The sequence below is a fragment of the Pseudomonas sp. SA233 genome (genome assembly GCF_054792385.1).
The window spans coordinates 954,340-980,095 of record NZ_CP096449.1; the positions used below are offsets into that span (position 1 = coordinate 954,340).

General features: G+C 61.2%; 30 protein-coding genes and 1 tRNA gene. 22 read left to right on the plus strand and 9 right to left on the minus strand.

What is annotated here, in order from left to right:
• Positions 1-256: 256 nt before the first annotated feature.
• From alaC to M1D87_RS04445, 8 genes are all read left to right on the plus strand, one after another.
• The gene (gene alaC, locus M1D87_RS04410) at positions 257-1,465 is read left to right on the plus strand and encodes an alanine transaminase (RefSeq protein WP_013970982.1); all 1,209 of its coding nucleotides are present in this window, start codon (positions 257-259) and stop codon (positions 1,463-1,465) included.
• Between the two features lie 131 nt (positions 1,466-1,596).
• Positions 1,597-2,724 carry a PH domain-containing protein gene (locus tag M1D87_RS04415; protein WP_123085518.1) on the plus strand — a complete coding sequence of 376 codons (1,128 nt, stop codon included), beginning with the start codon at positions 1,597-1,599 and terminating at the stop codon, positions 2,722-2,724.
• A 159-nt stretch (positions 2,725-2,883) separates the two neighbouring features.
• Entirely contained in the window at positions 2,884-3,267 is a 384-nt protein-coding gene (locus M1D87_RS04420; RefSeq protein WP_003259127.1) for a YkgJ family cysteine cluster protein, read from the plus strand.
• Between the two features lie 493 nt (positions 3,268-3,760).
• Positions 3,761-3,907, plus strand: a complete 147-nt coding sequence (locus tag M1D87_RS04425; RefSeq protein WP_177342414.1) for a hypothetical protein — start codon at positions 3,761-3,763, stop codon at positions 3,905-3,907.
• Positions 3,904-4,155, plus strand: a complete 252-nt coding sequence (locus M1D87_RS04430; RefSeq protein WP_013970986.1) for a DUF3077 domain-containing protein — start codon at positions 3,904-3,906, stop codon at positions 4,153-4,155. Before M1D87_RS04425 ends, M1D87_RS04430 begins: the two co-directional genes overlap by 4 nt.
• A gap of 195 nt (positions 4,156-4,350) precedes the next feature.
• A complete protein-coding gene (locus M1D87_RS04435; protein WP_012270565.1) occupies positions 4,351-4,914 on the plus strand; it encodes a GNAT family N-acetyltransferase in 564 nt (187 codons plus the stop codon).
• Between the two features lie 12 nt (positions 4,915-4,926).
• Positions 4,927-5,466: a hypothetical protein gene (locus M1D87_RS04440; protein ID WP_039613833.1), complete on the plus strand. Its 540-nt coding sequence runs from the start codon at positions 4,927-4,929 to the stop codon at positions 5,464-5,466.
• 18 nt (positions 5,467-5,484) lie between these two features.
• Complete coding sequence (locus tag M1D87_RS04445) at positions 5,485-5,871, plus strand: lysozyme inhibitor LprI family protein (protein WP_023661248.1); 387 nt, start codon at positions 5,485-5,487, stop codon at positions 5,869-5,871.
• A gap of 123 nt (positions 5,872-5,994) precedes the next feature.
• Here the strand turns inward: M1D87_RS04445 and mnmH are convergent, their stop codons facing one another.
• Positions 5,995-7,107: a tRNA 2-selenouridine(34) synthase MnmH gene (gene mnmH / locus M1D87_RS04450; RefSeq protein ID WP_039613835.1), complete on the minus strand. Its 1,113-nt coding sequence runs from the start codon at positions 7,105-7,107 to the stop codon at positions 5,995-5,997.
• Positions 7,107-8,141, minus strand: a complete 1,035-nt coding sequence (selD, locus tag M1D87_RS04455; RefSeq protein ID WP_123084936.1) for a selenide, water dikinase SelD — start codon at positions 8,139-8,141, stop codon at positions 7,107-7,109. The genes mnmH and selD overlap by 1 nt, the downstream gene beginning before the upstream one ends.
• A 127-nt stretch (positions 8,142-8,268) precedes the next feature.
• Here selD and M1D87_RS04460 point away from each other — a divergent pair, with 127 nt between their 5' ends.
• Genes M1D87_RS04460 through phnE form a run of 4 tightly spaced genes read left to right on the plus strand, consistent with a single transcriptional unit; the run spans position 8,269 to position 11,523 of the window.
• The gene (locus M1D87_RS04460; RefSeq protein ID WP_013970992.1) at positions 8,269-9,123 is read left to right on the plus strand and encodes a putative selenate ABC transporter substrate-binding protein; all 855 of its coding nucleotides are present in this window, start codon (positions 8,269-8,271) and stop codon (positions 9,121-9,123) included.
• Positions 9,124-9,143: 20 nt separating this feature from the next.
• Positions 9,144-9,938: a phosphonate ABC transporter ATP-binding protein gene (locus M1D87_RS04465; protein WP_015269001.1), complete on the plus strand. Its 795-nt coding sequence runs from the start codon at positions 9,144-9,146 to the stop codon at positions 9,936-9,938.
• The gene (locus M1D87_RS04470) at positions 9,932-10,759 is read left to right on the plus strand and encodes a PhnE/PtxC family ABC transporter permease (RefSeq protein WP_123084937.1); all 828 of its coding nucleotides are present in this window, start codon (positions 9,932-9,934) and stop codon (positions 10,757-10,759) included. Before M1D87_RS04465 ends, M1D87_RS04470 begins: the two co-directional genes overlap by 7 nt.
• The gene (gene phnE, locus M1D87_RS04475; RefSeq protein WP_015269003.1) at positions 10,756-11,523 is read left to right on the plus strand and encodes a phosphonate ABC transporter, permease protein PhnE; all 768 of its coding nucleotides are present in this window, start codon (positions 10,756-10,758) and stop codon (positions 11,521-11,523) included. The genes M1D87_RS04470 and phnE overlap by 4 nt, the downstream gene beginning before the upstream one ends.
• Before the next feature lie 46 nt (positions 11,524-11,569).
• Here the strand turns inward: phnE and M1D87_RS04480 are convergent, their stop codons facing one another.
• The 3 genes from M1D87_RS04480 to M1D87_RS04490 all read right to left on the minus strand — a co-directional run bounded on the left by M1D87_RS04480 (position 11,570) and on the right by M1D87_RS04490 (position 14,291).
• A complete protein-coding gene (locus M1D87_RS04480; protein WP_123084938.1) occupies positions 11,570-12,463 on the minus strand; it encodes a bestrophin family protein in 894 nt (297 codons plus the stop codon).
• Positions 12,464-12,586: 123 nt separating this feature from the next.
• Positions 12,587-13,075, minus strand: coding sequence for a GNAT family N-acetyltransferase (locus tag M1D87_RS04485; RefSeq protein WP_123084939.1), 489 nt, complete (start codon positions 13,073-13,075; stop codon positions 12,587-12,589).
• A gap of 106 nt (positions 13,076-13,181) precedes the next feature.
• A complete protein-coding gene (locus tag M1D87_RS04490; protein ID WP_061303304.1) occupies positions 13,182-14,291 on the minus strand; it encodes a GlxA family transcriptional regulator in 1,110 nt (369 codons plus the stop codon).
• Between the two features lie 99 nt (positions 14,292-14,390).
• Between M1D87_RS04490 and M1D87_RS04495 the strand changes: the two genes are divergently transcribed.
• The 6 genes from M1D87_RS04495 (at position 14,391) to M1D87_RS04520 (ending at position 19,235) form a co-directional block, all read left to right on the plus strand.
• Positions 14,391-15,263 (plus strand): ABC transporter substrate-binding protein, encoded by an 873-nt coding sequence (locus tag M1D87_RS04495; RefSeq protein ID WP_123084943.1) that lies wholly within the window; start codon positions 14,391-14,393, stop codon positions 15,261-15,263.
• A 76-nt stretch (positions 15,264-15,339) separates the two neighbouring features.
• Positions 15,340-16,128 (plus strand): amino acid ABC transporter ATP-binding protein, encoded by a 789-nt coding sequence (locus tag M1D87_RS04500; RefSeq protein ID WP_013971000.1) that lies wholly within the window; start codon positions 15,340-15,342, stop codon positions 16,126-16,128.
• Complete coding sequence (locus M1D87_RS04505; RefSeq protein ID WP_013971001.1) at positions 16,128-16,784, plus strand: amino acid ABC transporter permease; 657 nt, start codon at positions 16,128-16,130, stop codon at positions 16,782-16,784. Before M1D87_RS04500 ends, M1D87_RS04505 begins: the two co-directional genes overlap by 1 nt.
• On the plus strand, positions 16,781-17,464 hold the full coding sequence (locus M1D87_RS04510) for an amino acid ABC transporter permease (RefSeq protein ID WP_013971002.1): 684 nt from the start codon (positions 16,781-16,783) through the stop codon (positions 17,462-17,464). Before M1D87_RS04505 ends, M1D87_RS04510 begins: the two co-directional genes overlap by 4 nt.
• 4 nt (positions 17,465-17,468) lie before the next feature.
• Positions 17,469-18,896 carry an amidase gene (locus M1D87_RS04515; protein ID WP_123084941.1) on the plus strand — a complete coding sequence of 476 codons (1,428 nt, stop codon included), beginning with the start codon at positions 17,469-17,471 and terminating at the stop codon, positions 18,894-18,896.
• Positions 18,897-19,088: 192 nt separating this feature from the next.
• Positions 19,089-19,235 (plus strand): hypothetical protein, encoded by a 147-nt coding sequence (locus tag M1D87_RS04520; RefSeq protein ID WP_178119459.1) that lies wholly within the window; start codon positions 19,089-19,091, stop codon positions 19,233-19,235.
• Between the two features lie 120 nt (positions 19,236-19,355).
• Here M1D87_RS04520 and M1D87_RS04525 read toward each other — a convergent pair whose 3' ends face one another.
• Genes M1D87_RS04525 through M1D87_RS04535 form a run of 3 tightly spaced genes read right to left on the minus strand, consistent with a single transcriptional unit; the run spans position 19,356 to position 21,904 of the window.
• A complete protein-coding gene (locus tag M1D87_RS04525; RefSeq protein ID WP_013971004.1) occupies positions 19,356-20,258 on the minus strand; it encodes a transporter substrate-binding domain-containing protein in 903 nt (300 codons plus the stop codon).
• A 26-nt stretch (positions 20,259-20,284) separates the two neighbouring features.
• Entirely contained in the window at positions 20,285-20,635 is a 351-nt protein-coding gene (locus M1D87_RS04530) for a RidA family protein (RefSeq protein WP_013971005.1), read from the minus strand.
• A gap of 27 nt (positions 20,636-20,662) precedes the next feature.
• Positions 20,663-21,904: a D-amino acid dehydrogenase gene (locus M1D87_RS04535; protein WP_123084942.1), complete on the minus strand. Its 1,242-nt coding sequence runs from the start codon at positions 21,902-21,904 to the stop codon at positions 20,663-20,665.
• A gap of 107 nt (positions 21,905-22,011) precedes the next feature.
• On the opposite strand from M1D87_RS04535, the gene M1D87_RS04540 reads away from it, so the two are divergent.
• Positions 22,012-22,917 (plus strand): LysR family transcriptional regulator, encoded by a 906-nt coding sequence (locus tag M1D87_RS04540; protein WP_013971007.1) that lies wholly within the window; start codon positions 22,012-22,014, stop codon positions 22,915-22,917.
• Between the two features lie 51 nt (positions 22,918-22,968).
• On the opposite strand, the gene M1D87_RS04545 is transcribed toward M1D87_RS04540, so the two are convergent.
• Positions 22,969-23,053: transfer RNA gene (locus M1D87_RS04545), tRNA-Leu, on the minus strand.
• A gap of 107 nt (positions 23,054-23,160) precedes the next feature.
• Here M1D87_RS04545 and queA point away from each other — a divergent pair.
• From queA to yajC, 3 genes are read left to right on the plus strand one after another with little or no spacing between them, the layout of a single operon-like run.
• Positions 23,161-24,210, plus strand: coding sequence for a tRNA preQ1(34) S-adenosylmethionine ribosyltransferase-isomerase QueA (gene queA / locus M1D87_RS04550; RefSeq protein ID WP_013971008.1), 1,050 nt, complete (start codon positions 23,161-23,163; stop codon positions 24,208-24,210).
• Between the two features lie 14 nt (positions 24,211-24,224).
• Positions 24,225-25,340 (plus strand): tRNA guanosine(34) transglycosylase Tgt, encoded by a 1,116-nt coding sequence (tgt, locus tag M1D87_RS04555; protein ID WP_013971009.1) that lies wholly within the window; start codon positions 24,225-24,227, stop codon positions 25,338-25,340.
• Positions 25,341-25,382: 42 nt separating this feature from the next.
• Complete coding sequence (yajC, locus tag M1D87_RS04560) at positions 25,383-25,718, plus strand: preprotein translocase subunit YajC (RefSeq protein WP_003259111.1); 336 nt, start codon at positions 25,383-25,385, stop codon at positions 25,716-25,718.
• The last annotated feature ends 38 nt before the right edge of the window (positions 25,719-25,756 follow it).

Here is a 25,756-nt window from a genome sequence, read left to right on the forward strand (position 1 = left end):
AAAAAGCCCGGCCACTGTGCCGGGTTTTTTTATGGGCGTTTTTCTGTGCCGGCCTCGTTCGCGGGCTCGCCCGCGAAGAGGCCGGCACAACAGAATATAAATTTCTTATTTTCAAAAAATACATCTGAAAAGATCTATGAAAACAGGAAATTGTCATTTACAGGCATCCTGTATCGGCATTATCTTCTGATCCAGGCCGCCATATCGGCCAGCGTCGCTCGGACGGTTCCGGGCGCTTACGTACTCAGAGGAAGCCATGGCCAACCCAGGTTCGCCGCGTCGCTTTGCGCGCATCGATCGTCTCCCCCCTTACGTCTTCAACATCACTGCCGAGCTCAAGATGGCTGCCCGCCGCCGTGGCGAGGACATCATCGACCTGAGCATGGGCAACCCCGATGGCGCTACCCCACCGCACATCGTCGAGAAGCTGGTGCAGGTCGCCCAGCGTGAAGATACCCACGGCTACTCCACCTCTCGCGGCATCCCGCGCCTGCGTCGGGCCATCTCCAACTGGTACAAGGAACGCTACGAGGTCGACATCGACCCGGAAAGCGAAGCCATCGTCACCATCGGCTCGAAGGAAGGCCTGGCACACCTGATGCTGGCTACTCTCGACCAGGGCGACACGGTGCTGGTGCCCAACCCCAGCTACCCGATCCATATCTACGGGGCGGTGATCGCCGGTGCCCAGGTGCGTTCGGTACCGCTGGTGCCGGGCGTGGACTTTTTCAACGAACTCGAGCGGGCCATCCGCGAGTCGATCCCCAAGCCGAAGATGATGATCCTCGGCTTCCCGTCCAACCCCACCGCTCAGTGCGTGGAGCTGGACTTCTTCGAGCGCGTGGTGGCCCTGGCCAAGCAGTATGGAGTGCTGGTGGTCCATGACCTGGCCTATGCCGACATCGTCTACGACGGCTGGAAAGCCCCATCGATCATGCAGGTGCCGGGGGCCAAGGACATCGCGGTGGAGTTCTTCACCCTGTCCAAGAGCTACAACATGGCCGGCTGGCGGATCGGCTTCATGGTCGGCAACCCCGAGTTGGTCAGTGCCTTGGCGCGGATCAAGAGCTACCACGACTACGGCACCTTCACCCCGCTGCAGGTGGCTGCCATTGCAGCACTGGAAGGCGACCAGCAGTGCGTACGAGACATTGCCGAGCAATACCGCCAGCGCCGCAACCTGCTGGTGAAAGGGCTGCACGAACTGGGCTGGATGGTCGAGAACCCCAAGGCTTCGATGTACGTATGGGCGAAGATTCCGCCGGAGTATGCGCACCTGGGCTCGCTGGAGTTTTCCAAGAAACTGCTGGCCGAAGCCAAGGTTTGTGTGTCGCCGGGGATCGGTTTTGGTGATTATGGTGATGACCATGTGCGTTTTGCCCTGATCGAGAACCAGGATCGTATTCGCCAGGCGATTCGCGGGATCCGGCAGATGTTCCGGGCTGATGGCCTGACTCGTAAGTAAGCCCTCATGTCTACAGGTACGGCACATGCCGCACGGCCTGCGCCGTACCTGTAGGAGCACTTTCCTACTGCTCTACAGCTACCCGGAAAACTATTTTTCTGCACTCATTTCTCACTTCAGAGACTCGAAAGATGAGTGTCTTCACCGCCTATTTCTGCGGCACCGGTTCCCACCGCTTCGACGATGCCAACCCCAACTTCTGGAATGGTGAGCTGGTCTCGACCTTGGCCAGCAATGACCAGGGCCGCGAGTTCGCTCACTGGATTGCCGTTGACGGCCCCGGCAGCGGCAACCTGCAGGATGACAATCTGTTCGTCGAGCCCGGTGGTTATTTCAACTGGAGCGGCCAGTTGTTCGGCAGTGGCTGGGAAGAGAACGTCAACCATGTGCTGAAGGTGATCAAAGGCGAAAGCAGTTGGCAGCGCACCAAGCTGAGCGAGGAAGAATACGAGCGGCTGAAGCAGGCCGGTGTTCCGATCCCGGATGCCACCTCTACAGCTTCCTGGTTCTGGCGCACCTATGACTACGGCGAACGGCACCCGACGCCACAGGAGCTGCAAGAGCGCATCATCAACCTGTTCCGCAAGCCGCGCTTGCCGACCCGGGTGAACCTGGTGGGTTGGAGCAGGGGAGGGATCAGTTGTCACATGCTGGCCAACGCCATGGCTCAGAACCCTGTATTGCGGGACATACCTGTGAATATCTTCGCCATCGACCCGGTGCCGGGCATCGGTAACCTGCAAAGCCAGCGGGTAACCTTGGCGGGCAATGTCCGCGAGTATGTGGGTTTCTATTCGCGGGACGAGCGATCCAAAGGCTTTGCCTGCGTGATCCCTTCGGTCGAACCGAGTACACGGATATGCATCTACCCGATACCAGGCCGCCACGCCACGCTGGTGGGCAACGCCTCCATCGACGGTGCGAGTGATGGCAAGGTACTGGCGGAGCCGGGATTGATCGTTCGTCATTTTGCCGAGGTCTGCCTGACCCGCTGGGGTGTGCAACTGGACAGGCGCCTGTTCCTGAGCGACGAGCATTTGATGCGATATCACATGGTCATGGCCGCTGCCGAAGGGCATTACAAGGCCATGCGTAGCGAGTCGTATACCGTACTTACCGAGGGCGAAGATGACGACCGCTTGGTGTATTGCGGCGAGACCTGCATTCACTTCAGCAAGGTGTGTGGTGATGGCTATGAGCCGACCGAGGGCCTTGGCCTGCAGCGCTGGGATGTCAACACCTACAAGGCATTACGCTGACTTGGATGGGCGGCCGGGGAAGTCATTGGTCGCCCGTGTTCAATTGCCGGATCAGCGGCAAATATTTTTTGCATTCCCCTCTATCCAGCCGCCCCGGCTTGGATTGAAAATGGCGCCGCGGGCCAGCCCCGATAACAACAACCTTCCCTCCGTGCCATCATGTCCGAATACAACCCTTGCCTTGACTGCGGCGCCTGCTGCGGGTACTTCCGTGTGTCCTTTTTCTGGGGCGAATGCCAGTCTGCCGGGGGCCTTGTGCCGGACGACCTGGTGGTACAGATCAACCCCACCCGTGTTGCCATGATCGGCACCGATGCCAAACCCTGCCGCTGCATCAGCCTGCAGGGCGAGATCGGCCAGGAGGTGGCGTGCACCATCTACGCCAACCGTTCCAGCCCCTGCCGCGAGTTCGAGGCGTCGTGGGAGGGTGGGGTGCATAACCCCAGCTGCGACGATGCGCGGGCAGCGTATGGCCTGCCACCGCTGACCCCGCCCGGGGCCAACGAACCGCATTGGCCGGATGATGGGGCTGAGGTGGCCTGATCGTATTTCGTTAGCCTGTACCGGCCCTTTCGCGGGTAAACCCGCTCCTACAGGTATCACCGTACCCTGTAGGAGCGGGTTTACCCGCGAAAGGGCCATCAGCTGTAAGAAGATTCTGAGCCTGCAACCAAATGCTTCAGGTTGCCAGGGATTAGGAATTATCCTACGGCCTCAGTCGGATGCCGTCTGATAGGCAAGTAGCTACCTCAGAGATAACGTTTCGGCGTCGTCACAATTGGCGATCGGGTGTGAGAAGCCCGGTGTTTCGAGATGGCTTGCCAGTTATGGCAGCCGTGCGCGTGCAGACTTCGGTCTGGCCGGTGCCTCGGACACTGGTCTTCTCACCTCGCGTACGGCTGCCACCTTATCTGTGAGAAGGATGCGAGTGGTTGCCTCTGAAAATATTTCCGAGATGACTATGAAAAAACTTGTACCTGATCCACCCGTTACAGACCTTACTTACCAAGCCGCGAAGTCCCAGGCTACCCAGGTCATGGACATTCTCTCCAACACCATCCTCCAATACCTCGACGCAGAAGCCCCGGACCTGCGTTCCACCTTTCTCGAAAACATGTCGACGCAAACTGCCCTGCTGCACGCCTTGTTAGCCCACATAAAGGCGCAGGAGGCCCAGGCATGAGCGACCACCTCAAATCCCGCACCACCGTGGGTGCGGAGAAATTCCTTGAGCTGTACCGGGTAGAGCCGGGTGTACCGCTTGATCTGGCATTCGATGAATTGTCGGTGCTGATCGGCTGTATCAAGCATTTGAACGAAGAGGCCGAGATGGAGGGCGACAAGATCGCCGGCAGCGCGGCGCGCATACTCAGTGCCATGGCCAAGGCGCTGATCAATGACATGGAAATGGGCTTGAATCGGGGCGCCTGAACGATTTTTGGGGCCGCTTTGCGGCCCATCGCCGGCAAGCCAGGCTCCCACAGGTATAGTGCAAGGCTCCGGGCCTGTGGTGCACCTGTGGGAGCCTGGCTTGCCGGCGATGGGCTGCGCAGCAGCCCCGGGATGCTTGAACCGATCGCTTGACGTTAAACTGTCATCTCCCCAGCAATGGACAGGAGATCCGGCGTGACCCCACCCCGCAGTTTCCCCAGTGACCTCTGCCTCGACAGCCCGCGTCTGCAATTGCGCCCCATGCGCCATGCCGATGCCGCGCAATGGCTGGCGATCATGGCCGACCCCGAGGTCATGCGCTATTGGCACCATGCACCTTGGCAAGACCTGGCCGAAGCCGAAAGCGCCCTGGCCGCCGACCGCGAAGCCTATGCCAATGGTGACCAGCTCAAGCTTGGCATGTACCGCCGTGACAACGGCGAACTGATCGGTATGGTCCAGCTGTTCAACATCGACGATGTATCCCGCCGTGGTGAAATCGGCTACTGCCTGGCCAGCGCGGTGCAGGGCAGGGGTTACATGGACGAAGCACTGACCTGCTTCATCGATTACCTCGCCCACACCCTGCACATGCGCCGCCTGGAAGGCGAGATCGACCCGCGCAACCAAGGTTCGGCACGCACTCTGGAGCGCCAGGGCTTTGTGCTGGAAGGCACATTGCGTGCGCGTTGGTGCGTTGCCGGCGAGTTGTCCGATTCGGGTATTTATGGCCTTCTGCTAGAGCCCCCGGTTGCATAGGAAGTAAATCTCTTGCCAGTTTTCTACCTGAGCGCCAGCCTGCTGCTTTACCTGCTCGCACTGTTCTTCGACGGCGCGCTGATGAGTGGTGACCGCCACATGCCGGCCCTGCAGATGCTGTTGTACGGGCCTTGGGGCATGCCCTTCGGGTTGTACCAGTGGTTTGCCAACCCGCTGCTGGCCCTGGCAATCCTTGCCCATCGGCGCTTTCGTCGTCTGGCCTTGCTGGTCGGGCTGGTGGCTGTGTATCTGGCGGCCAGCAGCTTTGGAATTGACCGCCTGCCGGACAATCAGAGCTATGAGTTCCATGACCTGACCGGTTTTGGTGCCGGTTTCTACCTGTGGCTGGCGGCAATGGTGGTGTTTTGCATGGGCCAGGCCTGGCATTGCTGGAGGGCACGCAGCGCCGACGACATGCCGGGCTGGAGCTGGCTGGATGTGGTGTTGATCGCGGCGCTTGGCGTGATGTTTTATGCGGCAACGCAGATGCCGTCGCTGCGCTTCGAGCCGGGCAAGGTGCTGATGCCGCCGGAACAGCCGCAGACGCTGTGATGCCCACAAGGAGAGTTTATGACCAAGCATTACCTGACGGGCCTGGCATTGGCCTGTGTGCTGCCGCTGGCCCAGGCGGATGACTACACGCCGGGATACGGGCAGTGCATGGACAAGGCGTCCAGTACCGTTGCCATGAGCGAGTGCATTCGGGCCGAGACGCAGTTGCAGGACCAGCGTTTGAACCGGGTGTACAAGCAATTGATGGGCAAGCTGGATGCCGGGCAGCAGAAGAGCCTGCGTGATGTGCAGCGCAAGTGGCTTGCCTACCGCGATGGCAATTGCGGGTTCCATGTGCAGGCCAGTGGCGGGACCATGGCACAGCTGGAAGGTGGGTCCTGTGTGATGGACATGACCCGCGACCGGGCGGCGGAGCTGGAGCGCGTGCTCAGCCCTGGGCAGTGAGTACTGCCAGTACTGGCCCTATCGCCGGCAAGCCAGCTCCCACAGGGAGCGCATACCCTGTCAGGCAGTGCAATACCTGCGGGAGCTGGCTTGCCGGCGATGGGGCGCGAAGCGGCCCCGTTTTTACTTGCGCGGTTCGCGCAGCGCCCGGGCCTTGAGATACTCGCGCACTTCCACCGCATCCCCGGCAAACTCGATACGCTCTGCTTTCGCTGCACGCTGGTAGGCATACATCGGGTCGTAATACTCGCTCAGCAAGCTTTCGATGAAGACCCGGTGCAACTCCACCGAACCACTGCGCTGCTGCTCGTCCAGCGCCTGGCGCAGGATTTCCGACAGCCGCTGATGGCGCTCGCCGCCGAGGCGCTTTTGAATCCTGCCCATGCTCTGCAGAAGTGTCTCGGCAAATAGCCGCCGGCCATCTTCTTCACCATGCAGGCTGACGAACTCGGCGCTCAGGTCGATCACGTAGTCGCGCAGGATACGCTCCACGCGGTTGGCCAAACTGTCTTCCAGCCACACCAGCGGGTATTGCTGCATGCCCTGGTACAACTCCAGCGGTACGGTGCAGCTGCCCACGATTCGGCCTTCGTCTTCCAGCACGAACTGCTCGATACCCCGGGCGCGTTTTTTCAACACGTCTATGGCCAGCCTGTTCTCGAAGTCGATCTGCGCGGGCTGTGCAGTGGCGCGCTTGCCAAAGCTGGAACCGCGATGGTTGGCGTAGCCCTCCAGGTCAAGCTCGTTGTCCAGCAAGTGCAGCACGTCGGTCTTGCCGGTACCGGTCAGGCCACCCACTAGCACGAAATCACATTGCGCGACCGCCTGTTGGGTAGTCTCCAGCAGGAAGTGGCGCATGGCCTTGTAGCCGCCCTCGACGAGGGGGTAGTGGATGCCCTTCTCATCGCGCAGCACTTTCTGCACAAGATGCGAGCGCAGGCCGCCCCGGAAGCAGTACAGGTAGCCTTCCGGGTGATCCTCGGCGAACTTTGCCCAGGCCTCCAGACGTGCCTGCTTGATCTCACCGCTGACCAGCTTGTGGCCCAGAACGATGGCTTCAGCTTGGCCCTTCTGCTTGTAGCAGGTGCCGACCTTTTGCCGCTCCTGGTCATTCATCAGTGGCAGGTTGACGGCACCCGGGAAGGCGCCCTTGGCAAATTCGACAGGTGCACGCATGTCCATCATCGGCACGTCGTCGAGGAACAACTGGCGGAAGTCGGTGCAGTCGGGGCGCATCAGATCACCTCGACCGCGTGGCTCTGTCGCTCGACCAGCTTGCCGATCGGCGCCAGTTGCAGGCCCAGTTCGGCGGCCACCGCGAGGAACTCGGCTTCACCCTCCGGGGTAACCGCCACCAGCAGGCCACCGCTGGTCTGCGGGTCGCATAGCAGATGCTTCTGGTCGTCGCTCAGGGTGCCGATCTTGTGGCCATAGCTGTCGAAGTTGCGCAGAGTGCCGCCGGGGATGCAGCCCTCGGCCAGGTAGTGGTCGACGCTGGGCAGGCGCGGGACGGCGGCATAGTCCAAATGAGCGGTAAGGCCACTGCCCTCGGCCAGTTCCACCAGGTGGCCGAGCAGGCCGAAACCGGTGACGTCGGTCATGGCCTTGACCCCGTCAAGCTTGCCGAAGCGGCTGCCGGGCGTGTTGAGGGTGCACATCCAGTCGCGGGCAAGGCCCTGGTCCTGGGTGCGCAGCTTGGCCTTTTTCTCGGCGGTGGTGAGGATGCCGATACCCAGTGGCTTGGTCAGGTACAGGCGGCAGCCTGCGCTGGCGGTGTCGTTGCGCTTGAGGTGACGCTTGCTGACCACGCCGGTGACGGCCAGGCCGAAGATCGGCTCGGGGGCGTCGATGGAGTGGCCGCCGGCCAGCGGGATACCGGCTTCGGCGCATACCGCACGGCCGCCGCGGATCACTTCGCGGGCCACTTCCGGTGGCAGCACGTTGACCGGCCAGCCGAGAATGGCAATGGCCATCAGCGGGTCGCCGCCCATGGCGTAGATGTCGCTGATGGCGTTGGTGGCGGCGATACGGCCGAAGTCGTACGGGTCATCGACGATCGGCATGAAGAAGTCGGTGGTCGAAACCACTCCGCGCTCGTCATCCAGCGCGTACACGGCCGCATCGTCGCGCGAGGCGTTGCCCACCCACAGTTTCGGGTCCAGGGCCTGGGCGCCGCTTTCTGCGAGGATCACATCCAGCACCTTGGGGGAGATCTTGCAGCCACAGCCGGCACCATGGCTGTACTGGGTCAGGCGAATCGGCTCGCTCATGTGCACCTCAGGAGGTCAATTTGATGCGCGATTGTAGCAAAGCTGGCCTTTGCGCCTGCGCCTCTTATAATTCCCGTCGTCGGCGTATAGGCCGGCATTTCCCCGCTATTGAACCGGAGAACACCCCATGCTCAAACGCCCTCTGGCGCTCGCCGCCGGCCTCGTGCTGTCTTGCTGCGCCGTTGTCGCCCAGGCCGCCGACACTCTGCGGGTCAGCGCCATCCCTGACGAAGCACCGACCGAACTGCAGCGCAAGTTCAAACCGTTGGGCGAGTACCTGGCCAAGCAGTTGGGCATGGAGGTGAAGTTCGTGCCGGTGGCCGATTACCCGGCGGTAGTCGAATCGCTGGCTTCCAACCGCCTGGACCTGGCCTGGCTAGGGGGCTTCACCTTCGTTCAGGTGCACTTGAAGGACCCTGCCGCCACCCCGCTGGTGCAGCGTGAACAGGATGCGCAGTTCACTTCCAAATTCATCACCGCCAACCCTGATGTGAAGAGCCTGGCCGACCTCAAGGGCAAGTCGTTTGCCTTCGGTTCCATCTCCTCCACTTCGGGCAGCCTGATGCCGCGTTACTTCATGCTCAAGCAGGACAACATCAAGCCTGAAGACTACTTCGGTCGCGTTGCCTACTCCGGCGCCCACGATGCCACCGTGGCCTGGGTGCAGGCCGGCAAGGTCGATGGCGGCGTGCTCAATGCCAGCGTGTGGCAGAAGCTGGTGGATGCCGGCAAGGTCGATACCGCCAAGGTGAAGGTGTTCGCCACCACCCCGACCTACTTCGACTACAACTGGACCGTGCGCGGAAACATGGACCCGGCGCTGAAAGAGAAGATCAAGAAAGCCTTCCTCGACCTCGACCCGGCCAACCCGGAGCACAAGGCGATCCTCGACCTGCAGGCGGCCAGCCGCTTCATCGAGACCAAACCTGAGAACTACGTGGGCACCGAGCAGGCTGCGCGCGAGGCCGGCCTGCTCAAGTGATATCGACAGTGGCTTCCAATGTGGCGATCCATCTGCACGAGGCCGGGCTGCGCCATGGCCAGGTGCGTGCGCTCGATGCCGTGAGCCTGAGCATCGGCCAGGGCGAGCGCGTCGCCATCATAGGCCCGTCGGGGGCGGGCAAGTCCAGCTTGCTGCACCTGATGGCGACCGCCGTGCAGCCCAGCAGCGGGCGCCTGGAACTGCTCGGCGAGCAGCCATGGGCGTTGTCCTCCAGAGCCCGCCAGCGCCTGCGTGCGCGGGTAGGCCTGGTGCATCAGGCACCGCCCTTGCCGCCGCGCCAGCGGGTGGTGACGGCAGTGCTGGCCGGCCGACTGGGGCAGTGGGGCATGCTGCGTGGCCTGTTCAACCTGCTGTACCCCTGCGATGTGCCGGGGGCGCGCCAGGCACTGGCCGAGCTGGGGTTGGCCGACAAACTCTTCGTACAGTGCGGGCAATTGTCCGGTGGCCAGTTGCAGCGGGTGGGTATTGCCCGGGCGTTGTACCAGCGGCCGCAGGTGTTGCTGACCGATGAGCCGGTGTCGGCCATGGACCCGGTGCTGGCTGACCACAGCCTGGCCTTGCTCAACCGCCATGCACAGGCCAATGGCGTGACCCTGGTGGCGAGCCTGCATGCCGTGGACCTGGCGCTGGCGCACTTCCCGCGGGTGATTGGTATCCGCGAAGGGCAGGTGGTGTTCGACTGCCCGGCGCAAGCGGTGACCGAGCAGTTGCTGGATGCGTTGTATGCGAATGAACAACTGGCTTCACCACCGAGCCAGGGGCCGACCCTGACCGTGCAGATACCGCGATGCTGAAACTTGATGCCCGCGACCCGGCGCTGTTGCCGCGGTTGCTGCTGACCCTGCTGGCTGTGGCGGTGCTGTGGCCTGGCGTGCAGCTGAGCGAATTGAACCCGGCGGTCCTGCTGCAAGCGGAGAATCGCCAGCAGATCGCCAGTTTCACCAGTGCCTTCTGGCCACCAGCACACGATGCCGACTTCCTTTCCCTGCTTTATGAGGCCACCTTGCAGACCCTGGCCGTGGCCACGGCCGGCATGGCGTTGGCGTTGCTGCTGGCGGTCCCTGCCGGGTTGCTGGCCAGCCGTGCCTTGTCGCTGCGCGCAGCCTCCCGTGGCGGTCGCGCCGGGTTATGGTCGCGGTTGCTGCGCCTGCCGGTGCGCTGGTTGCTGATTTTCCTGCGCAGTGTGCCGGAAATCGTCTGGGCGTTGCTGTTCGTGCGGGCCGTCGGGCTGGGGCCGACGGCGGGCGTGCTGGCAATCGCCATTACCTACAGCGGTATGCTCGGCAAGGTGTATGCCGAGATCTTCGAATCGGTCGACCAGCGCCCGGCCCATGCCCTGCTGCAGGCGGGTAGTGGCCGCCTGGCTGCGTTTTGCTACGGCATCCTGCCCAGTGCGGTGTCCGAAGTGGTGTCCTACACCGTGTACCGCTGGGAGTGCGCGGTACGCGCCTCGGTGGTGATGGGCTTTGTCGGTGCTGGTGGGCTGGGGCAGCAGATCGACCTGTCGATGCGCATGTTTGCGGGAGCGGAAGTGGCAAGCATGCTGCTGACCTTCCTGGTCCTGGTAATGCTGGCCGACCTGCTCAGCCGCTTCCTGCGCTGGAGGCTTGCATGAACCGGGTCATCAACTGGCTGGTGCTCGGCGCCATCGTGGCTGCAGTGATGGCCTCGTTCGCATACCTGGAGCTGGACTTGCAGGCGCTGGTCGGCAACGGCGGGCTGGGGCAGATGGGCGAATACGCTGGGCGTTTCCTGCACCCGGACCTGTCTGCCGGGCACCTGCGCGCGGTAGCGCATGGGGCGCTGGAAACCTTGGCCATGTCCGGCCTGGGCACCTTGTTGGCCATGCTGCTGGGCATGCTGTTGGCGCTGCCGGCCGCTGGCCGGTTCGGTTGGCCGCTGCAGGCCTGTGCGCGGTTGTTGCTGAATGCCCTGCGGGCCATCCCGGAACTGGTGTGGGCCGCACTGACGGTACTGGCGGCCGGGCTTGGGCCGAATGCTGGCACCCTGGCCTTGGCGCTGCATACCGCTGGCGTGCTGGGGCGGCTGTTTGCCGAGGCGCTGGAGAACGCACCGCCGGAGCCCGCAGCTGCCATCCGCTTGCAGGGCGGTAGCCAGGTGGCGGCATTCTGCTTTGGCACCTTGCCCAATCTGTGGCCGCAGTTGCTGGCTTATAGCTTGTATCGGTGGGAAAACAACATCCGCATGGCGAGCGTGCTGGGATTTGTCGGGGCTGGCGGGTTGGGCCAGATGCTGTACACAACCTTGAGTTTGTTCCAGGAGGCCCAGGCCAGCACGGTGATCATGGGGATGCTGGTGCTGGTGTTACTGGTGGATGCGTTGAGTGATGTGTTGCGCCAGCGCTATGTGCGGGCCTGATGGATAGCTGGGGCCGCGATGGGCTGCGAAGCAGCCCCAAAATCCCTCAGGCACCCACAACTCCGGCACACTGCGCCTCCCGCTGCATCGACTCCAGATTCCGCTCGATCGTCTCGCAAATGCTGTCCATCTGGATCTGGTGCTCACTGAACCTGAACGGGCTCTGCAAATCCGTCCCGATCCGCTCGATGGCCAGCAGCATGAAGCCCACCACCGTCGATGCCAGCGGCGTGAACCAGCCCAGCGACTCCACCAGCCCCACCGGCACGATCAGGCAGAACAGGGTGATGAACAGCCGCGGAAAGTACACGTAAGGGTAGGGTAGTGGCGTATTGGCGATCCGTTCCATGCCACCTTGGGCATTGGACAGGTCCACCAGCGTCGATTCCAGCCTTGCCAGGCGAATGCTGTCCAGCCGCCCGGCCTGGTACTCCCGCGCCAGCAACGCCGCCGAACCACTCAGAATGTCGTTGGCGAAATTGTTCGAGCGGTTGCGCCGCTCGAATTCCGCTGGCGGAATGAACGCCATCAGTTCATCCGGGCAGCGCTCGCCCTTCAGGTGCGCCGCCAGGCAGTTCACATAGGCGATATGCCGACGCAGCAGGGTAGCCTTGACCGGGTTCAGGCCATCATCCGGGTCATCGATCAGCGTCAGCGCCTGCCGCGCGAAACTGCGTGAACTGTTCACCAACGCTCCCCACAATGTGCGAGCTTCCCACCAGCGGTTGTAGGCGCTGCTGTTGCGAAAGCTCACCAGCACCACCAGCGCCGAGCCAAGCAAGGTCAGCGGGATCAACGGCAGGGTGAACTTGCTGTTGAAGAACAGCATGAAATCGATGGTGACCAGCACATCCCAGATCAGCAGCCAGAACAGCGACCAGCCGATATAGCCGATGGTCTTCACCGCCAGGCGGTACTTGCGGACAATGATGTCTTTCACGCGGGCTACCTCGAAAATTGGCAGATGCAGGATCCGACGTCGAGGTAGGGCGATGGTTCTGTGTGTGATTGTTGCAAGGGATTTTGGATCTTCTCGTCCAGCCCCATGCAGTGCCTCGCTGGCTCAGCCGGGTTGGATAAACACCTGTTTCATCTGCACTAACGCCACCCGCGAGCCATCCCACGCCTGCCGTTCCTCGATGCCGAACGGCACGAAGCCCAGCTGTGGATAAAGCAGCAGGCCCGCTGTGTTGTGGTTGAAGCACGACACCCAGACCTCCCGGGCTGCGAACTGTTGGCGGGCCAGTTCGATCATGGCAGTTACCAGGTAGCGCGCTACGCCGTGGCCGCGTGCGGCGTGGGCCACGACCACGTTGCCCAGGGCGCACACGCCGCCGTGTTCGGCCTTGTAGAAGTTGGCGAATGCCAGCACCGTGCCGTTGCCCTCCACCACCGTGGAGCCGCTGCGCTGGGCGATGGCATCGTTCAGCTGGGCGGGGGAGAGAGGGTACTTGGCTTTGGGGAACATGTAGAACAGTTCGGCCGGGCTTTGCGGGAAGCTGCAGATTCCATGGATATCGTCGGGCCGTACGGGGCGGTGGGTCAGGTGCATGGCAAGTCCTTGTGTGCTGGCTGGTCGGGCCACTTCGCGGGCAAGCCCGCTCCCACAAGGGGCGGGGAAGTCATATTCTGCCCCGCGACGGGTCAATGTTCACTATTCATGAAACTGTTTCCCCCTTGGTCGGGGTCGCGTTTCGCATCAGCTCTTTGCGCAATTTGCCGGGGGACATGCCGAACAGGTTCTGGAAATGCCGAATGAAATGGGGAGCATCGGCAAAACCGCATTCGAAAGCGATTTCTCCGATATGTCGATCCGAGCTGATGAGCAGCCAGCGGCCAAACCTGAGTCGAACCTGGCGATAGAACTGGGCCGGAGTACTACTGGTTTCGGCGACAAACAGACGCTCCAGTTGCCGTTTACTGGTACTGACAAGGTTCGCGATCGCGTCGATATCCAAAGGCTCGGTCATGTGCTTTTCCATCAGCATCACGGCTTCGTGCAGGCGCCTGTTCGAAGAGCTGGCGTAGCCGAGTGCCTTGCGCCGATCGACGAAACTGCCAGAACTGCTTTTCGCAACTGTCATCTGGTGAACGACCTTGCCGGCCCGATCCGGGCCGCAATGCATCCCGATAAGATGGATGGCCAACTCGATCACCGAGATACCACCTGCGCAGGTGATCCGATCCTTGTCGATGAGGAAGTCACTGTTGCTGACAAAGCGCAATCGTGGGAACAGACGTTTCCAGTCATCGCAATGGTAGGCATGCACACAGGCAGTACGTCCCTCCATCAGTCTATGTCGCGCGAGCACGAAGCTGCCTGTGCATAGGCCGATCAAAGGCACGTCAGCGGCGGCTGCCTGATGCAGGAATGCCGGATAAGTCTTCGGCGCTGCCTCCAGGTAGTCCAGTAGCCCACCAATCACCACGATGTAATCGAATTGATGAGGGTCGGTGAGTTCACTGTCGATGGGTACATCCAGCCCGCAACTGGAAATGACTCTTTGCCCAGGGGTACCGAGGACTTTCCATTGGCATCGTATCGGGCGGCTCTGATCGCCGGTATCGGCAGCATGTCGCAACGCATCGGTCAGCCCCGAAAGTGACAGCAAGGGGAAGCGCGGCCATAGCACGATACCTATAGACAACTCGGTGGCGCCGCGTCGGCTTGGCGGATGTCGTGCCTGACCCTTGTCAAGCGCTTCCACGAGGCTTGCGCTGGAGGCGTTGGGCAGTGCATCTCCGAAATGTCGCAAATGTTCAATCATTCCTGCAAAGCATCCAACCAGTTATCCCGATCATCACCATACGATGAGCTTCTGCCTAACACCATGCTGTTCATAAAAAAAGCAATCTGGGAGCACGTGATGAAGAAGCCCAACGTTCGACGTTTTGCCGGTATCTACGCGGGTTTGCTGGTATCCATGCTGGCCCCGGTGCCGGCATTCGCACTGGAAACGGTAGAGCCTGGAAGCCTGACCATCGCGTTCACTGGCGATATGCCGGGGACCGGTTATCAAGACAGCCGGATGGTTGGCTATGACGGTGAAATCCTTCAACAAATATCTGAGAAGCTGGGCTTGAAGGTCAAGCCTGCCTTGATGGACTGGGCCAGCACCATCGCTTCGGTACAAGCTAACCGCGTGGATGTCATGGCCGGCACCATGGGCTGGACCGAGCAGCGCGCGAAGATCATGACCGTGAGTGACCCGATTCACTATTTCAAGAACGGCATCACCCAGACCGACAAGACCAACTGGAGCAGCCTCAAAGATTTGCAGGGCAAGAAGGTCGGCACCATCACCGGTTTCTCGTTCATCCCAGAGATGCGCAAGATCGAAGGGTTGCAAGTTGCGTTGTACGACACCTCCGATGCTGCGGTGCGCGATCTTCTCGCCGGACGCATCGATGCAGTGATCGGTGATCCTCCAGTCATGCAATACGCCATTTTTCGCAACGAGCAGTGGCACCTGCGTTTCAACGCCTTCACCGACAACGATCCGAATTTCCCACTGCTGACGGGGCTAGGTCAGGTGGTTTACGGCTTCAACAAAGAGGCCAGCCCGCAGCTTGTGGCTGCCGTGAACGAACAGATCCAGACCCTCTGGAAAAGCTGTGAAATGCGCAAGATCGGTGCCCACTACGGCCTGACTCAGGATGTCTGGTATGTGCCGGAAGGCAAGGACCTGAGGCAGGGGGTCGACCGTCCGGCGGACTGGAAACTGCCCGGCTGCAAGTAAGCGCTTGAGCGGATCAATCGGCCTGGTAGCCGGTGCCGGTTCATCGCCATGTCTATAAAAAAAGAGGTTAACCAAGATGTCGACCCCGTCCGAACCTGCGTTGCTGCGAGTGCATGACCTGCACAAAAGTTATGGTGATCTGGAAGTACTCAAAGGGATCAACCTGGAGTTGAAAGCAGGGGAAACCCTGTCGTTGATCGGCCCCAGCGGGTCGGGAAAGTCCACGTGCCTGCGTTGCATCAATTACCTGGAAAAACCCACTCGAGGTGATATCTGGCTGGGGGATGAGTTGATCGGCCAGGTCAAGGACGGTAAACGCACACGTCTGATGAGTGATCGGGAAATGGCTCCGCAGCGTCGCGAGATCGCGATGGTGTTCCAGCTCTTTTACCTCTGGCCACATTTGAGCGTACGCGACAACGTTGCGCTGGGGCCGATCAAGGCACAGGGTATGCCGCGAAAGCTGGCCTATGAGCTGGCCGATGCCATGCTGGAAAAAGTCCATCTGCGGCATAAGGCCGAGGTCTACCCCGAGCAGTTGTCCGGTGGACAACAACAGCGAGTCGCTATCGCCCGCGCGTTGGCCCAACAACCGAAGGTCATCCTGTTCGACGAGCCGACCTCGGCACTGGACCCTGAACTGGTGGGGGAAGTACTGGCCGTGATTCGTGAGCTGGCGCAAGAGGGCCGCACCATGATCATGGTGACCCATGAAGTGCGCTTCGCTCGGGATGTGGCGGATCGGGTGATCTTCATGGATGGCGGACACATAATCGAGCAAGGGCCTTCGGCGCATGTAATCGACAACCCAAGCCATGAGCGCACCCGCAGTTTTCTTGGGCGCATGGCCATGGAGGGCGCTTGATGGCGAACTTCGAGGTCTTTGTCGGGCTACTGCCTCTGTTGTTCAAAGGCGCGCTCACCGCCCTGGAAATCGCGCTATGTACCTTGCTGCTGGCGAGTGTCGGAGGGGTAGTGCTGGCGGTGTTGCTGACGTTCAGTCGATCACGGGTGTTGCATGGGGTGATCGGCTGTTTCATTGAGTGGATGCGCAATGTTCCTGCGCTGGCTCATTTGTTCCTGATCTATTTCGGTCTCTCCTACCTTGGCATCAACTTGCCCGCGTGGCTGGCCGCCATCGTTGGATTGAGTCTGGTGGGCAGCGCGGTGTTGGCCGATATTTTCCGTAGCGGCTTGCAGTCGCTGCATGTCGGTCAGCATGAAGCCGGGTTGGCTGTGGGGCTGAGCCGGATGCAGATTTTGCGCTGCATTCTCTTGCCCCAGGCCCTGCGCGTGACGTTGCCAGCGTTCGCCAACTACGTCACGCAATTGATCAAGGACACGTCCATCGCCTCGGCCATCGCCGTGCCGGAAATCATGTTCCTGGCGCGCAATCTGGTGACATCCACCTTCCAGACTTCACTGATCTATTTGGCTGTGATGTGCATCTACGCCGCGATGATTCTACCGATCGGTGTGGGATTCATTCGCCTCGAACGTCATTTTGGGAGCGCGCGATGATCAGCTTTTTTCAACAGTACCCAGAGTACTGGAGCGACTGGAGTGCTCGCCTGTTGCTCGGGGCACGGATCACTGCCGAATTGTCCCTGGTGGGGTTCGCCCTGGCAGTCGTGCTGGGGGCGTTGTTGGTCTGGGCGATGAGAAGTCCGAGTGTCATCCTGAAACGGCTGGCAGCGTTCTTTATTCAGAGCATGCGCGCTGTGCCTCTTCTGGCGTTGCTGCTGGCCCTGTATTTCGCATTGCCCAGCCTGGGGTTGACGTTGTCCGGCTACTGGGCCGGGGCCATCGGTCTGGGGTTGCAGGGTGCCGCTTACGTTGCGGAAATCCTTCGTGGCGGCCTGGATTCGCTGCATCGCGGCCAGCGCGAAGCCGCTATCGCCATCGGACTGACGCCGCTCAGAGCGTTTACTACCGTCATCCTGCCGCAAGTGATTCGCGTCATACTGCCACCACTGCTTAACGCCTACGTGTCGATCCTCAAGGACAGCTCATTGTGCGCTCTGATCGCCACCGATGAGTTGATGCTGGCCGCGCGGGCCATCGCTTCGGAAACCTTCCTGCCAATGCATGTCTTCCTGCTGGTAGGACTCTTCTATTTTGTTATCGCCTTCCCTCTTTCAATGCTGTCGCGCGTGCTTGAAAAGCACTTTTCACGCGGGCGCAAAACCGTGCGAGGTTGAACATATGAGCATCATGGATCGAGTTACTTCCCACAGCATTGCCCAGTTGCAGCAGGCACTGCAGGCGGGATCGCTGACTAGCGAAGCGCTGGTTCGTGCGCAACTGGCGCGCATCGAGCACTTTGACGAGCAGCTCAATGCCTATGTCGAGACCTATCCTTCGCGCGCTTTGAGCGCAGCCATCGCCGCTGATCGCCAGCGTGCGTCCGGTATACACCTGGGACCGCTGCATGGCATTCCTCTGGCTATCAAGGACTTGTTCGAGATCGATGGCCAGGCCATCACGGGCGGGTCAGTGGCACAGCAACCGCGTGTTTCGAGGGTGACCGCCACTGCAGTGCAACGCCTGGAACGTGCTGGTGCAATAATTCTTGGCAAGACCCATACCGTCGAATTCGCCTTCGGCGGCTGGGGCACCAATGCGGTGATGGGCACGCCATGGAACCCATGGGACCGTAACGTGCATCACGCTCCGGGGGGCTCAAGCAGCGGTTCGGCAGTGGCCGTGGCCAGTGGATTGGCGAGCGCTGCGTTGGGCACCGATACCGGTGGTTCGGTACGAATTCCAGCGGGCATGTGCGGCCTGGTCGGGCTGAAAACCACGCGTGGGCTTATCAGTCGCCATGGCTTGATCGAACTGTGTCCTTCGCTGGATTCGGTAGGGCCTATCACTCATACCGTTGAGGATGCGGCGTGGATGCTGGATGCATTGCTGGGGCCAGACCCGCTGGATCCGGTTTCGGCCCAGGCGCCTGTATTCAGCGCCGCTAACGGTCTCAATAAGCCGGTAGCCGGTTTGCGCATCTGGGTGTTGCCACAGGCCGAACGAGCGCATGTCGCGCCCGGGGTGCTGAAGGCTTACGATTTGGGGCTCGAGCAGCTGGCCGCGTTGGGCGTGCAACTGATAGAGCAACCCCTACCCACCACGTTGGAACAGTGCATGCGCATCGCTGGTGGACTGATGAGCGCCGAAGGTTATGCCAGCCTGGGTAGCTTGTTCGAGCGCGACGATCTGCGTTTCGATCCCCATGTTCAACGTCGCATACTCAGTGGTCGCGACATCGACGCAGCGTCGTACATCCAGTTGCATAATCAGCGCCGTGCCGCTCGGCATGCCATGCAGGAGGCCATGACCAACATAGACGCCTGCGTTTTCCCGACCAACGCTATTGGCAGTGTGCCGCTGGATGAGGTCGATGAATATGGCACACCGCTGGCCTTGTTGGGACGGTTCGCCAACTTGCTGAACCTGTGTTCGGTGGCGGTGCCCATCGGGTTCGATGAGAAAGGCATGCCGGTCTCGATGCAGATTGTGGGGCGGGCATTCGCCGAACCGCTGATTCTGCGCATTGGCCATGCTTATCAACAGGTCAGTGACTGGCACACGCTACGGCCTGAGGGCTGGGCGCTGGCAGACAAAGCGGTTGCGTGATCCATGTGACGGTTTGACATATCCCTGAGTATCACCTTGGCAGCATTGCAAGTTGGCCGAGGTGGAAGGGGCATTGCCGTACAAGATGGAGGAGCTGGTCAGTAGCCTCGATTATGCTCGACAAATGGCCGCTATTGCAGAAAAACATGGGCAGCGACTGAGAAGGTCCACCTGGCCTTGAGCGCAGGTGGCATGAGCCGTAACGGTAAACAAGGAGACAGCGAAATTACCCAGAGTGAACTTGAAGAACTCAGCGGAACTTTGCTGGTGGACCTTGCTACTACCGTATGGGGGAGTAGCAATCCTCAAACCTTGGTGACGGATAAAGCTTCCGACTAACCAGTGGGGGGGGGTCGCTACTGTGGTGGTAACGCTCACGCAGTAGCGACTTTTGGCAGTAACGCGCTCGCAGGTCACTGCCGGCCCGTAATCTTCATGGGTATGAGCGGGGAGCAGAAGCTACTGCACCGGATCACTCACCGGTTTGGCAAAGATGGCCTTGAGTTCGCTGGTCATCGGGAACTCCAGGTTCAAGCCTTTAGGCGGAATCGGCTGTTCGAACCAGCGCTGGTAGATCCCGTTGATTTCCCCTGAGCTGTACAGTTCGCCCAGCGACGCGTTCACCAGCGCGAGGAACTGCGGGTCATCCTTGCGCACCATGCAGCTGTAGATTTCCCGCGACTGCTCTTCCCCGACCACCACCCAGTTGTGCGGATCGCGAGCCTTGGCGCGTTCGCCGTAGAGCAGCGCATCGTCCATGTAGAACGCCGCCGCCCGGCCGGACTGCAACATCTGGAAGGCTTCACCATGGTCCTTGGCGCTGATCACGTACATGTCCATCTTGTTATCGACGTTGTAGCTTTTCAGATAGCGTTCGTTCGTGGTGCCTGCAGTGGTTACCACATTCTTGCCGCGCAGGTCGGTGAAACTCTTGATTCCGCTGTCTTTGGCTGTCAGTAATTGACCTTTGACATAGATGAACCCGTAGGAAAACGCCACCTGCTTCTGGCGCTCTGCGGTGACGCCGGTCGAGCCGCACTCCAGGTCAACGGTACCGTTCTGTACCAGCGGAATGCGGGTTTGCGATGTCACCAGGTTGTACTTCACCTTGAGCTGGGGCAATGCCAGCTTTTGCTGTACCCGCTCGACGATCTTTTTCGCCAGGTCTACTGAGTAGCCCATGGGTTGTCCCGAATGGTCTCCCACGTAGGAGAACGGCACCGAAGCATCGCGATAGCCCAGGGTAATGCTGTTGGCTCTGGCAATCTTGCTCAGGGTAGGCCCCAGCGCTGCTTCGTCAGCATGGGCCTGGGTGCCTAGCAACAGGCCAAGGGTGCAGCCGATCAACGTGATTTTTCGCATTGTTATTCTCCGTTGTAGGTGAGGGGTTAGCGACGTGCTGCAATAACGGTTATTTCCACCAACACCTGCGGACGCGCCAGTTCGGCCTGCAAGGTGGTGCGACTTGGTGCCTGGCCGGGCGACAACCAGGCGGACCACACTTCATTCATCGCAGCGAAATCTTTACCGATGTCCTTCAGGTAGATGGTCGCGCTGAGCAAGTGATCCTTGTCGCTGCCCGCCTCGGCCAATAATGCGTCGATCTTTTCCAGCACTTGGCGAGTCTGGCCGCCGGCATCGGTGGCGTCGTCCGGCACCTGGCCAGAGAGAAACACCAGGTCGCCGAAGGTCACGGCGCCGGACAAGCGTGGATTGGGCTGGATACGGTTAATGGTCATCGGGTGGTCCTTCTAAGGAGTTAGCGTTCAAGCTGCGCGGGGCGTAAAACCCTGCAGGTCGATGGAGGGGCGGCGCTGGCCGATCAGTTCACTGAGCAATCGTGCACTGGCGCAGGCCAGGGTGAAGCCCAGCGCACCATGGCCGAGGTTCAGCCACAGATTGCGATACGCCGTTGCGCCCAGCAGCGGTACGCCGCTGGGGGTCGCCGGCCGCATGCCGGCCCATTCGATGGCGTAGTCGTAGTCACCAGCATTGGCGAAGGTTTCGCGGGCCTGGCGTTTTAGCAGGGCCAGGCGCTTGGGGTCCAGCGACGGATCGAAACCGACAATGTCGACCATCGCCGCCACCCGCAGCTGTTCGCCAATCCGGGCGTAGACGATCTTGCGATCGTAGTCGGTGATGCTCAGGTCCGGCGCCTTGTGCTGTGCGCCGATCGGTAATGTCAGGCTATAGCCCTTGAGTGGATAAAGCGGCAGGTCGATGCCCGGCAGTGCCAGCAACGCACTGCGATGGCCGGCCGCAACCACCAGGTGCTCCACCGGCAGCACCTCGTCGTCCAGTTCAATCGCATTCACCACGCCATGCGCATGGCGAATTGCGGACACCGCCTGGCCCAGGCGGAACTTGCAGCGTCCCGACGCCTGCAGGCGCGCCGCCAGTTGCTGGCAAAAGCTGTGGCAATCGCCGACTTCTTCATCCGGGGTATAGATGGCGCCGACAAAGGGCGCCTCTGCCAGTGCCGGGTCCAGACGGGTGCAGTCGGCGTGTGACAGCACCTGTTGTTGCTGGGGCGCGGCAAGGTTCTTGCGCGCATGTTCGAAGCTGCTGGCCTGGCGGAAGGTGACCAGCTTGCCGTTGCGCCGCCAGTTGAAACCGTCCAGGCCATCCTCTTCTCGCCAGGTTTGCAAGGTCGATTGGCTCAACAGCGCGAGGCGCAACAGGTGGCCTGCGTTGGCGCGGTTGACCGAGGAGCGGCAAGCACCAAGGAATGCTGCCATCCAGCGCCATTGGGCACGATCGAAGCGCGGGCGCAATCGCAGCGGCGACTCACCGCGCAGCATCCAGCCAATGGCCTGCAATGGCACACCTGCGTCGGCCAGGGGCGCCACGTACCGATAGGACAGCTGGCCGCCGTTGGCGAAGCTGGTTTCACTGCCCAACGAATCGCGAGCCTCGATCAGCGTCACGTCAAAGCCGTCGCGTACCAGTGCGTAAGCGGTTGACAGGCCAATGACGCCACCGCCGATGATGCATACATGCTGAGCCATGTCAGTCCTTGGTCGTGGTTGGAACGAGGCTGAGGTTAGGGCCAGGTGACAGGTGGCGAAAAATGAATAAAGATCGCTGAGCCATAAACAAAGGTTATGGACTTGCCATGCGCCTTCGCCATATCGAGATTTTCCAGGCCATCCGCCAGACCGGCTCGGTCAGCGGTGCCGCACAGTTGCTGCACGTTTCCCAACCTGCCGTGACCAAGGTTCTGCAGCACGCCGAGCAGCAACTGGGCTTCCCGTTGTTCCTGCGGGTGCGCGGCAAGCTGCAGCCCACGCCCGAAGCGCTGGAGCTGGAGCGTGAGGTCGACAAGGTAACGGAGAGCCTGCAAGGGGTGCGACGCCTGGCGCAAAGCCTGCGTCGCGCGCCAGGCCACAGCCTGCGGATCGGTGCGACTCCGGCACTGGCCCTGTCGCTGCTGCCGCCGGCCATTCATGAATGGACCCAGCGTTATCCGGATATCGCCTGCGAGTTGTCCAGCGCCCACAGTCGCGAACTGGTGCAGAACCTGTTGATGCGGGAGATCGATGTCGCCCTGACCTTGCAACAGCCAGATCACCCTGCGCTCAAGGCTCAGGCGCTGGCCAGCGGGGTTTTGGTGGCATTGGCACCGGCAGGTTATTGGCCACTGGAAGATGAAGGCAAGCCGCTGCCGTTGGCGGCACTGGCCGGTGCGCCCATGATCGGGCTGTCCAGCGCCGACCCGCTGTCGGTGCGCCTCGAAAGCTACCTCAAGGCGGTGGAGCCGCCGCCACGGGTGAGCATCGCGGTGCAAACCTATTCACTGGCCAGGGCGATGGTCGAATCCGGTGCTGGGCTGGCGGTGATCGATCCCTTCACCGCACTTGGCGCGGCGCCTGGGGCGACCGCGATCAGGCCGCTGGCCCCGGCGCTGCCGATTACCTTGTATGCGGTCACCCGCACTGCCGAACCGTCACCGCATACATTGAGCGAGCTGCTGACGATTTTCAGCAGCCGTGCCCAGGGGCAGCTGGATCGCTGGCGCTGACCGGACGGGCAAAAAAAAAAACCGACCATAAGGTCGGTTTTTTCCGGATCTTGGTGCCCCGAGGGAGACTCGAACTCCCACTCCTTTCGAAAACGGATTTTGAATCCGCCGCGTCTACCAATTCCGCCATCAGGGCTTGTGGCGCGCAGTATAGAGAGCCACCGCTGGTCGGTCAATCGGCTTTCATGGTCAATTTTCACACATTGGGCTAAACTTCCCGGCCCTGCCGAACCGAACATCATCATGCGCGTCGCCGATTTTTCCTTCGAACTCCCCGATTCCCTGATCGCCCGCCACCCGTTGGCCGAGCGCCATGGCAGCCGTCTGCTGGTGCTCGATGGGCCAACCGGCGCGCTGGCGCACCGGCAATTCCCCGATCTGCTCGAGTACCTGCGCCCCGGCGACCTGATGGTGTTCAATAACACCCGGGTGATCCCGGCGCGGTTGTTCGGCCAGAAAGCTTCCGGCGGCAAGCTGGAAGTGCTGGTCGAGCGCGTGCTCGACAGCCATCGGGTGCTGGCCCATGTGCGCGCCAGCAAGGCGCCCAAGGTAGGCGCGGTCATCCTCATCGATGGCGGCGGCGAGGCCGAAATGGTCGCACGCCATGACACGCTGTTCGAGCTGCGCTTCACCGAAGAGGTGCTGCCGCTGCTCGACCGTGTCGGCCACATGCCGCTGCCGCCGTACATCGACCGCCCCGACGAGGGCGCCGACCGTGAGCGCTACCAGACTGTGTACGCCGAACGAGCCGGTGCAGTCGCCGCACCGACCGCAGGCTTGCACTTCGATGAGGCGTTGCTGGAGAAGATTGCCGCCAAGGGTGTAGAGCGTGCCTTCGTCACCTTGCACGTGGGCGCGGGCACTTTCCAGCCGGTGCGGGTCGACAAGATCGAAGACCACCACATGCATAAAGAGTGGCTTGAAGTGAGCCAGGAGGTGGTCGATGCCATCGAGGCTTGCCGCGCCCGTGGTGGCCGGGTAATCGCAGTCGGCACCACCAGCGTGCGTTCGCTGGAGAGCGCAGCGCGCGATGGCGTGCTCAAGGCCTTCAGTGGCGATACCGACATCTTCATCTACCCGGGCCGGCCGTTCCATGTGGTCGACGCCCTGGTCACCAACTTCCACCTGCCGGAGTCCACGCTGCTGATGCTGGTCTCGGCCTTCGCCGGCTACCCCGAGACCATGGCCGCCTACGCGGCAGCGGTCGAGCAGGGGTACCGCTTCTTCAGTTACGGTGATGCCATGTTCATCACCCGCAATCCGGCGCCACGCGGGCCCGAGGATCAAGCATGAGTCGCACCTGTCGAATGTCCTTCGAACTGCTGGCCACCGACGGCAAGGCCCGTCGTGGCCGCATCACTTTCCCACGTGGCACCGTGGAGACCCCGGCATTCATGCCGGTGGGCACCTATGGCACGGTCAAGGGCATGCTGCCACGCGACATCGAAGCCATCGGCGCCGAGATGATCCTGGGCAACACCTTCCACCTGTGGCTGCGCCCGGGCACCGAGGTGATCAAGAAGCACAACGGCCTGCACGACTTCATGCAGTGGAAAGGCCCGATCCTCACCGACTCCGGTGGCTTCCAGGTGTTCAGCCTGGGCGCCATGCGCAAGATCAAGGAAGAGGGCGTGACCTTCGCCTCGCCGGTCGATGGCGCCAAGGTGTTCATGGGCCCGGAAGAGTCGATGCAGGTGCAGCGTGACCTGGGCTCGGACGTGGTGATGATCTTCGACGAGTGCACCCCGTATCCGGCCGAGCACGATGTGGCGCGCGCGTCCATGGAGCTGTCGCTGCGCTGGGCCCAGCGCTCGAAGAACGCCCACGCCGACAACACTGCGGCGCTGTTCGGTATCGTCCAGGGCGGCATGTACCAGGACCTGCGCATGCGCTCGCTGGAAGGCCTGGAAAACATCGGCTTCGACGGCCTGGCCATCGGTGGCCTGTCGGTGGGCGAGCCCAAGCACGAAATGATCAAGGTGCTGGATTACCTGCCGGGCCAGATGCCTGCTGACAAACCTCGTTACCTTATGGGGGTAGGCAAACCGGAAGATCTCGTTGAGGGTGTGCGCCGCGGCGTCGACATGTTCGACTGCGTGATGCCGACGCGTAACGCGCGCAACGGTCATCTGTTCGTCGATACAGGGGTGATCAAGATTCGCAATGCGTTCCATCGCCACGATGATTCGCCGCTGGATCCGACCTGTGACTGCTACACCTGCACCAACTTCTCCCGCGCCTATCTCCATCACCTGGACAAGTGCGGCGAAATGCTGAGCAGCATGCTGAATACCATCCACAACTTGCGCCATTACCAGCGCTTGATGGCCGGTTTACGCGAGGCTATTCAACAAGGTAAATTGGCCGCCTTTGTCGACGCCTTCTACGCCAAGCGCGGGCTTCCTGTGCCGCCTTTGGACTGACTGTCTGCATCCATTATTAGAAAATTACATTAGGAGTGCCCAATGAGCTTCTTGATCCCCGCCGCTTACGCGGACGCCGCTGCACCTGCCGCCGGCCCAGCCGGTACCGGCTTCGAGTGGATTTTCCTGGTCGGTTTCCTGGTCATCTTCTACCTGATGATCTGGCGCCCGCAGGCCAAGCGTGCAAAAGAGCAGAAGAACCTGCTGAGCAACTTGCAGAAGGGTGACGAAGTTGTCACCAACGGCGGCATCGCTGGCAAGATCGTCAAGGTTTCCGATGATTTCGTGGTCCTGGAAGTTTCCGACAACGTCGAGCTGAAGTTCCAGAAGGGTGCCATCGCGGCCACCCTGCCAAAAGGTACGCTCAAGGCTATCTGAGTTACCGGTTTCATTTTTCCAGTCGGGGCGCGCAAAGC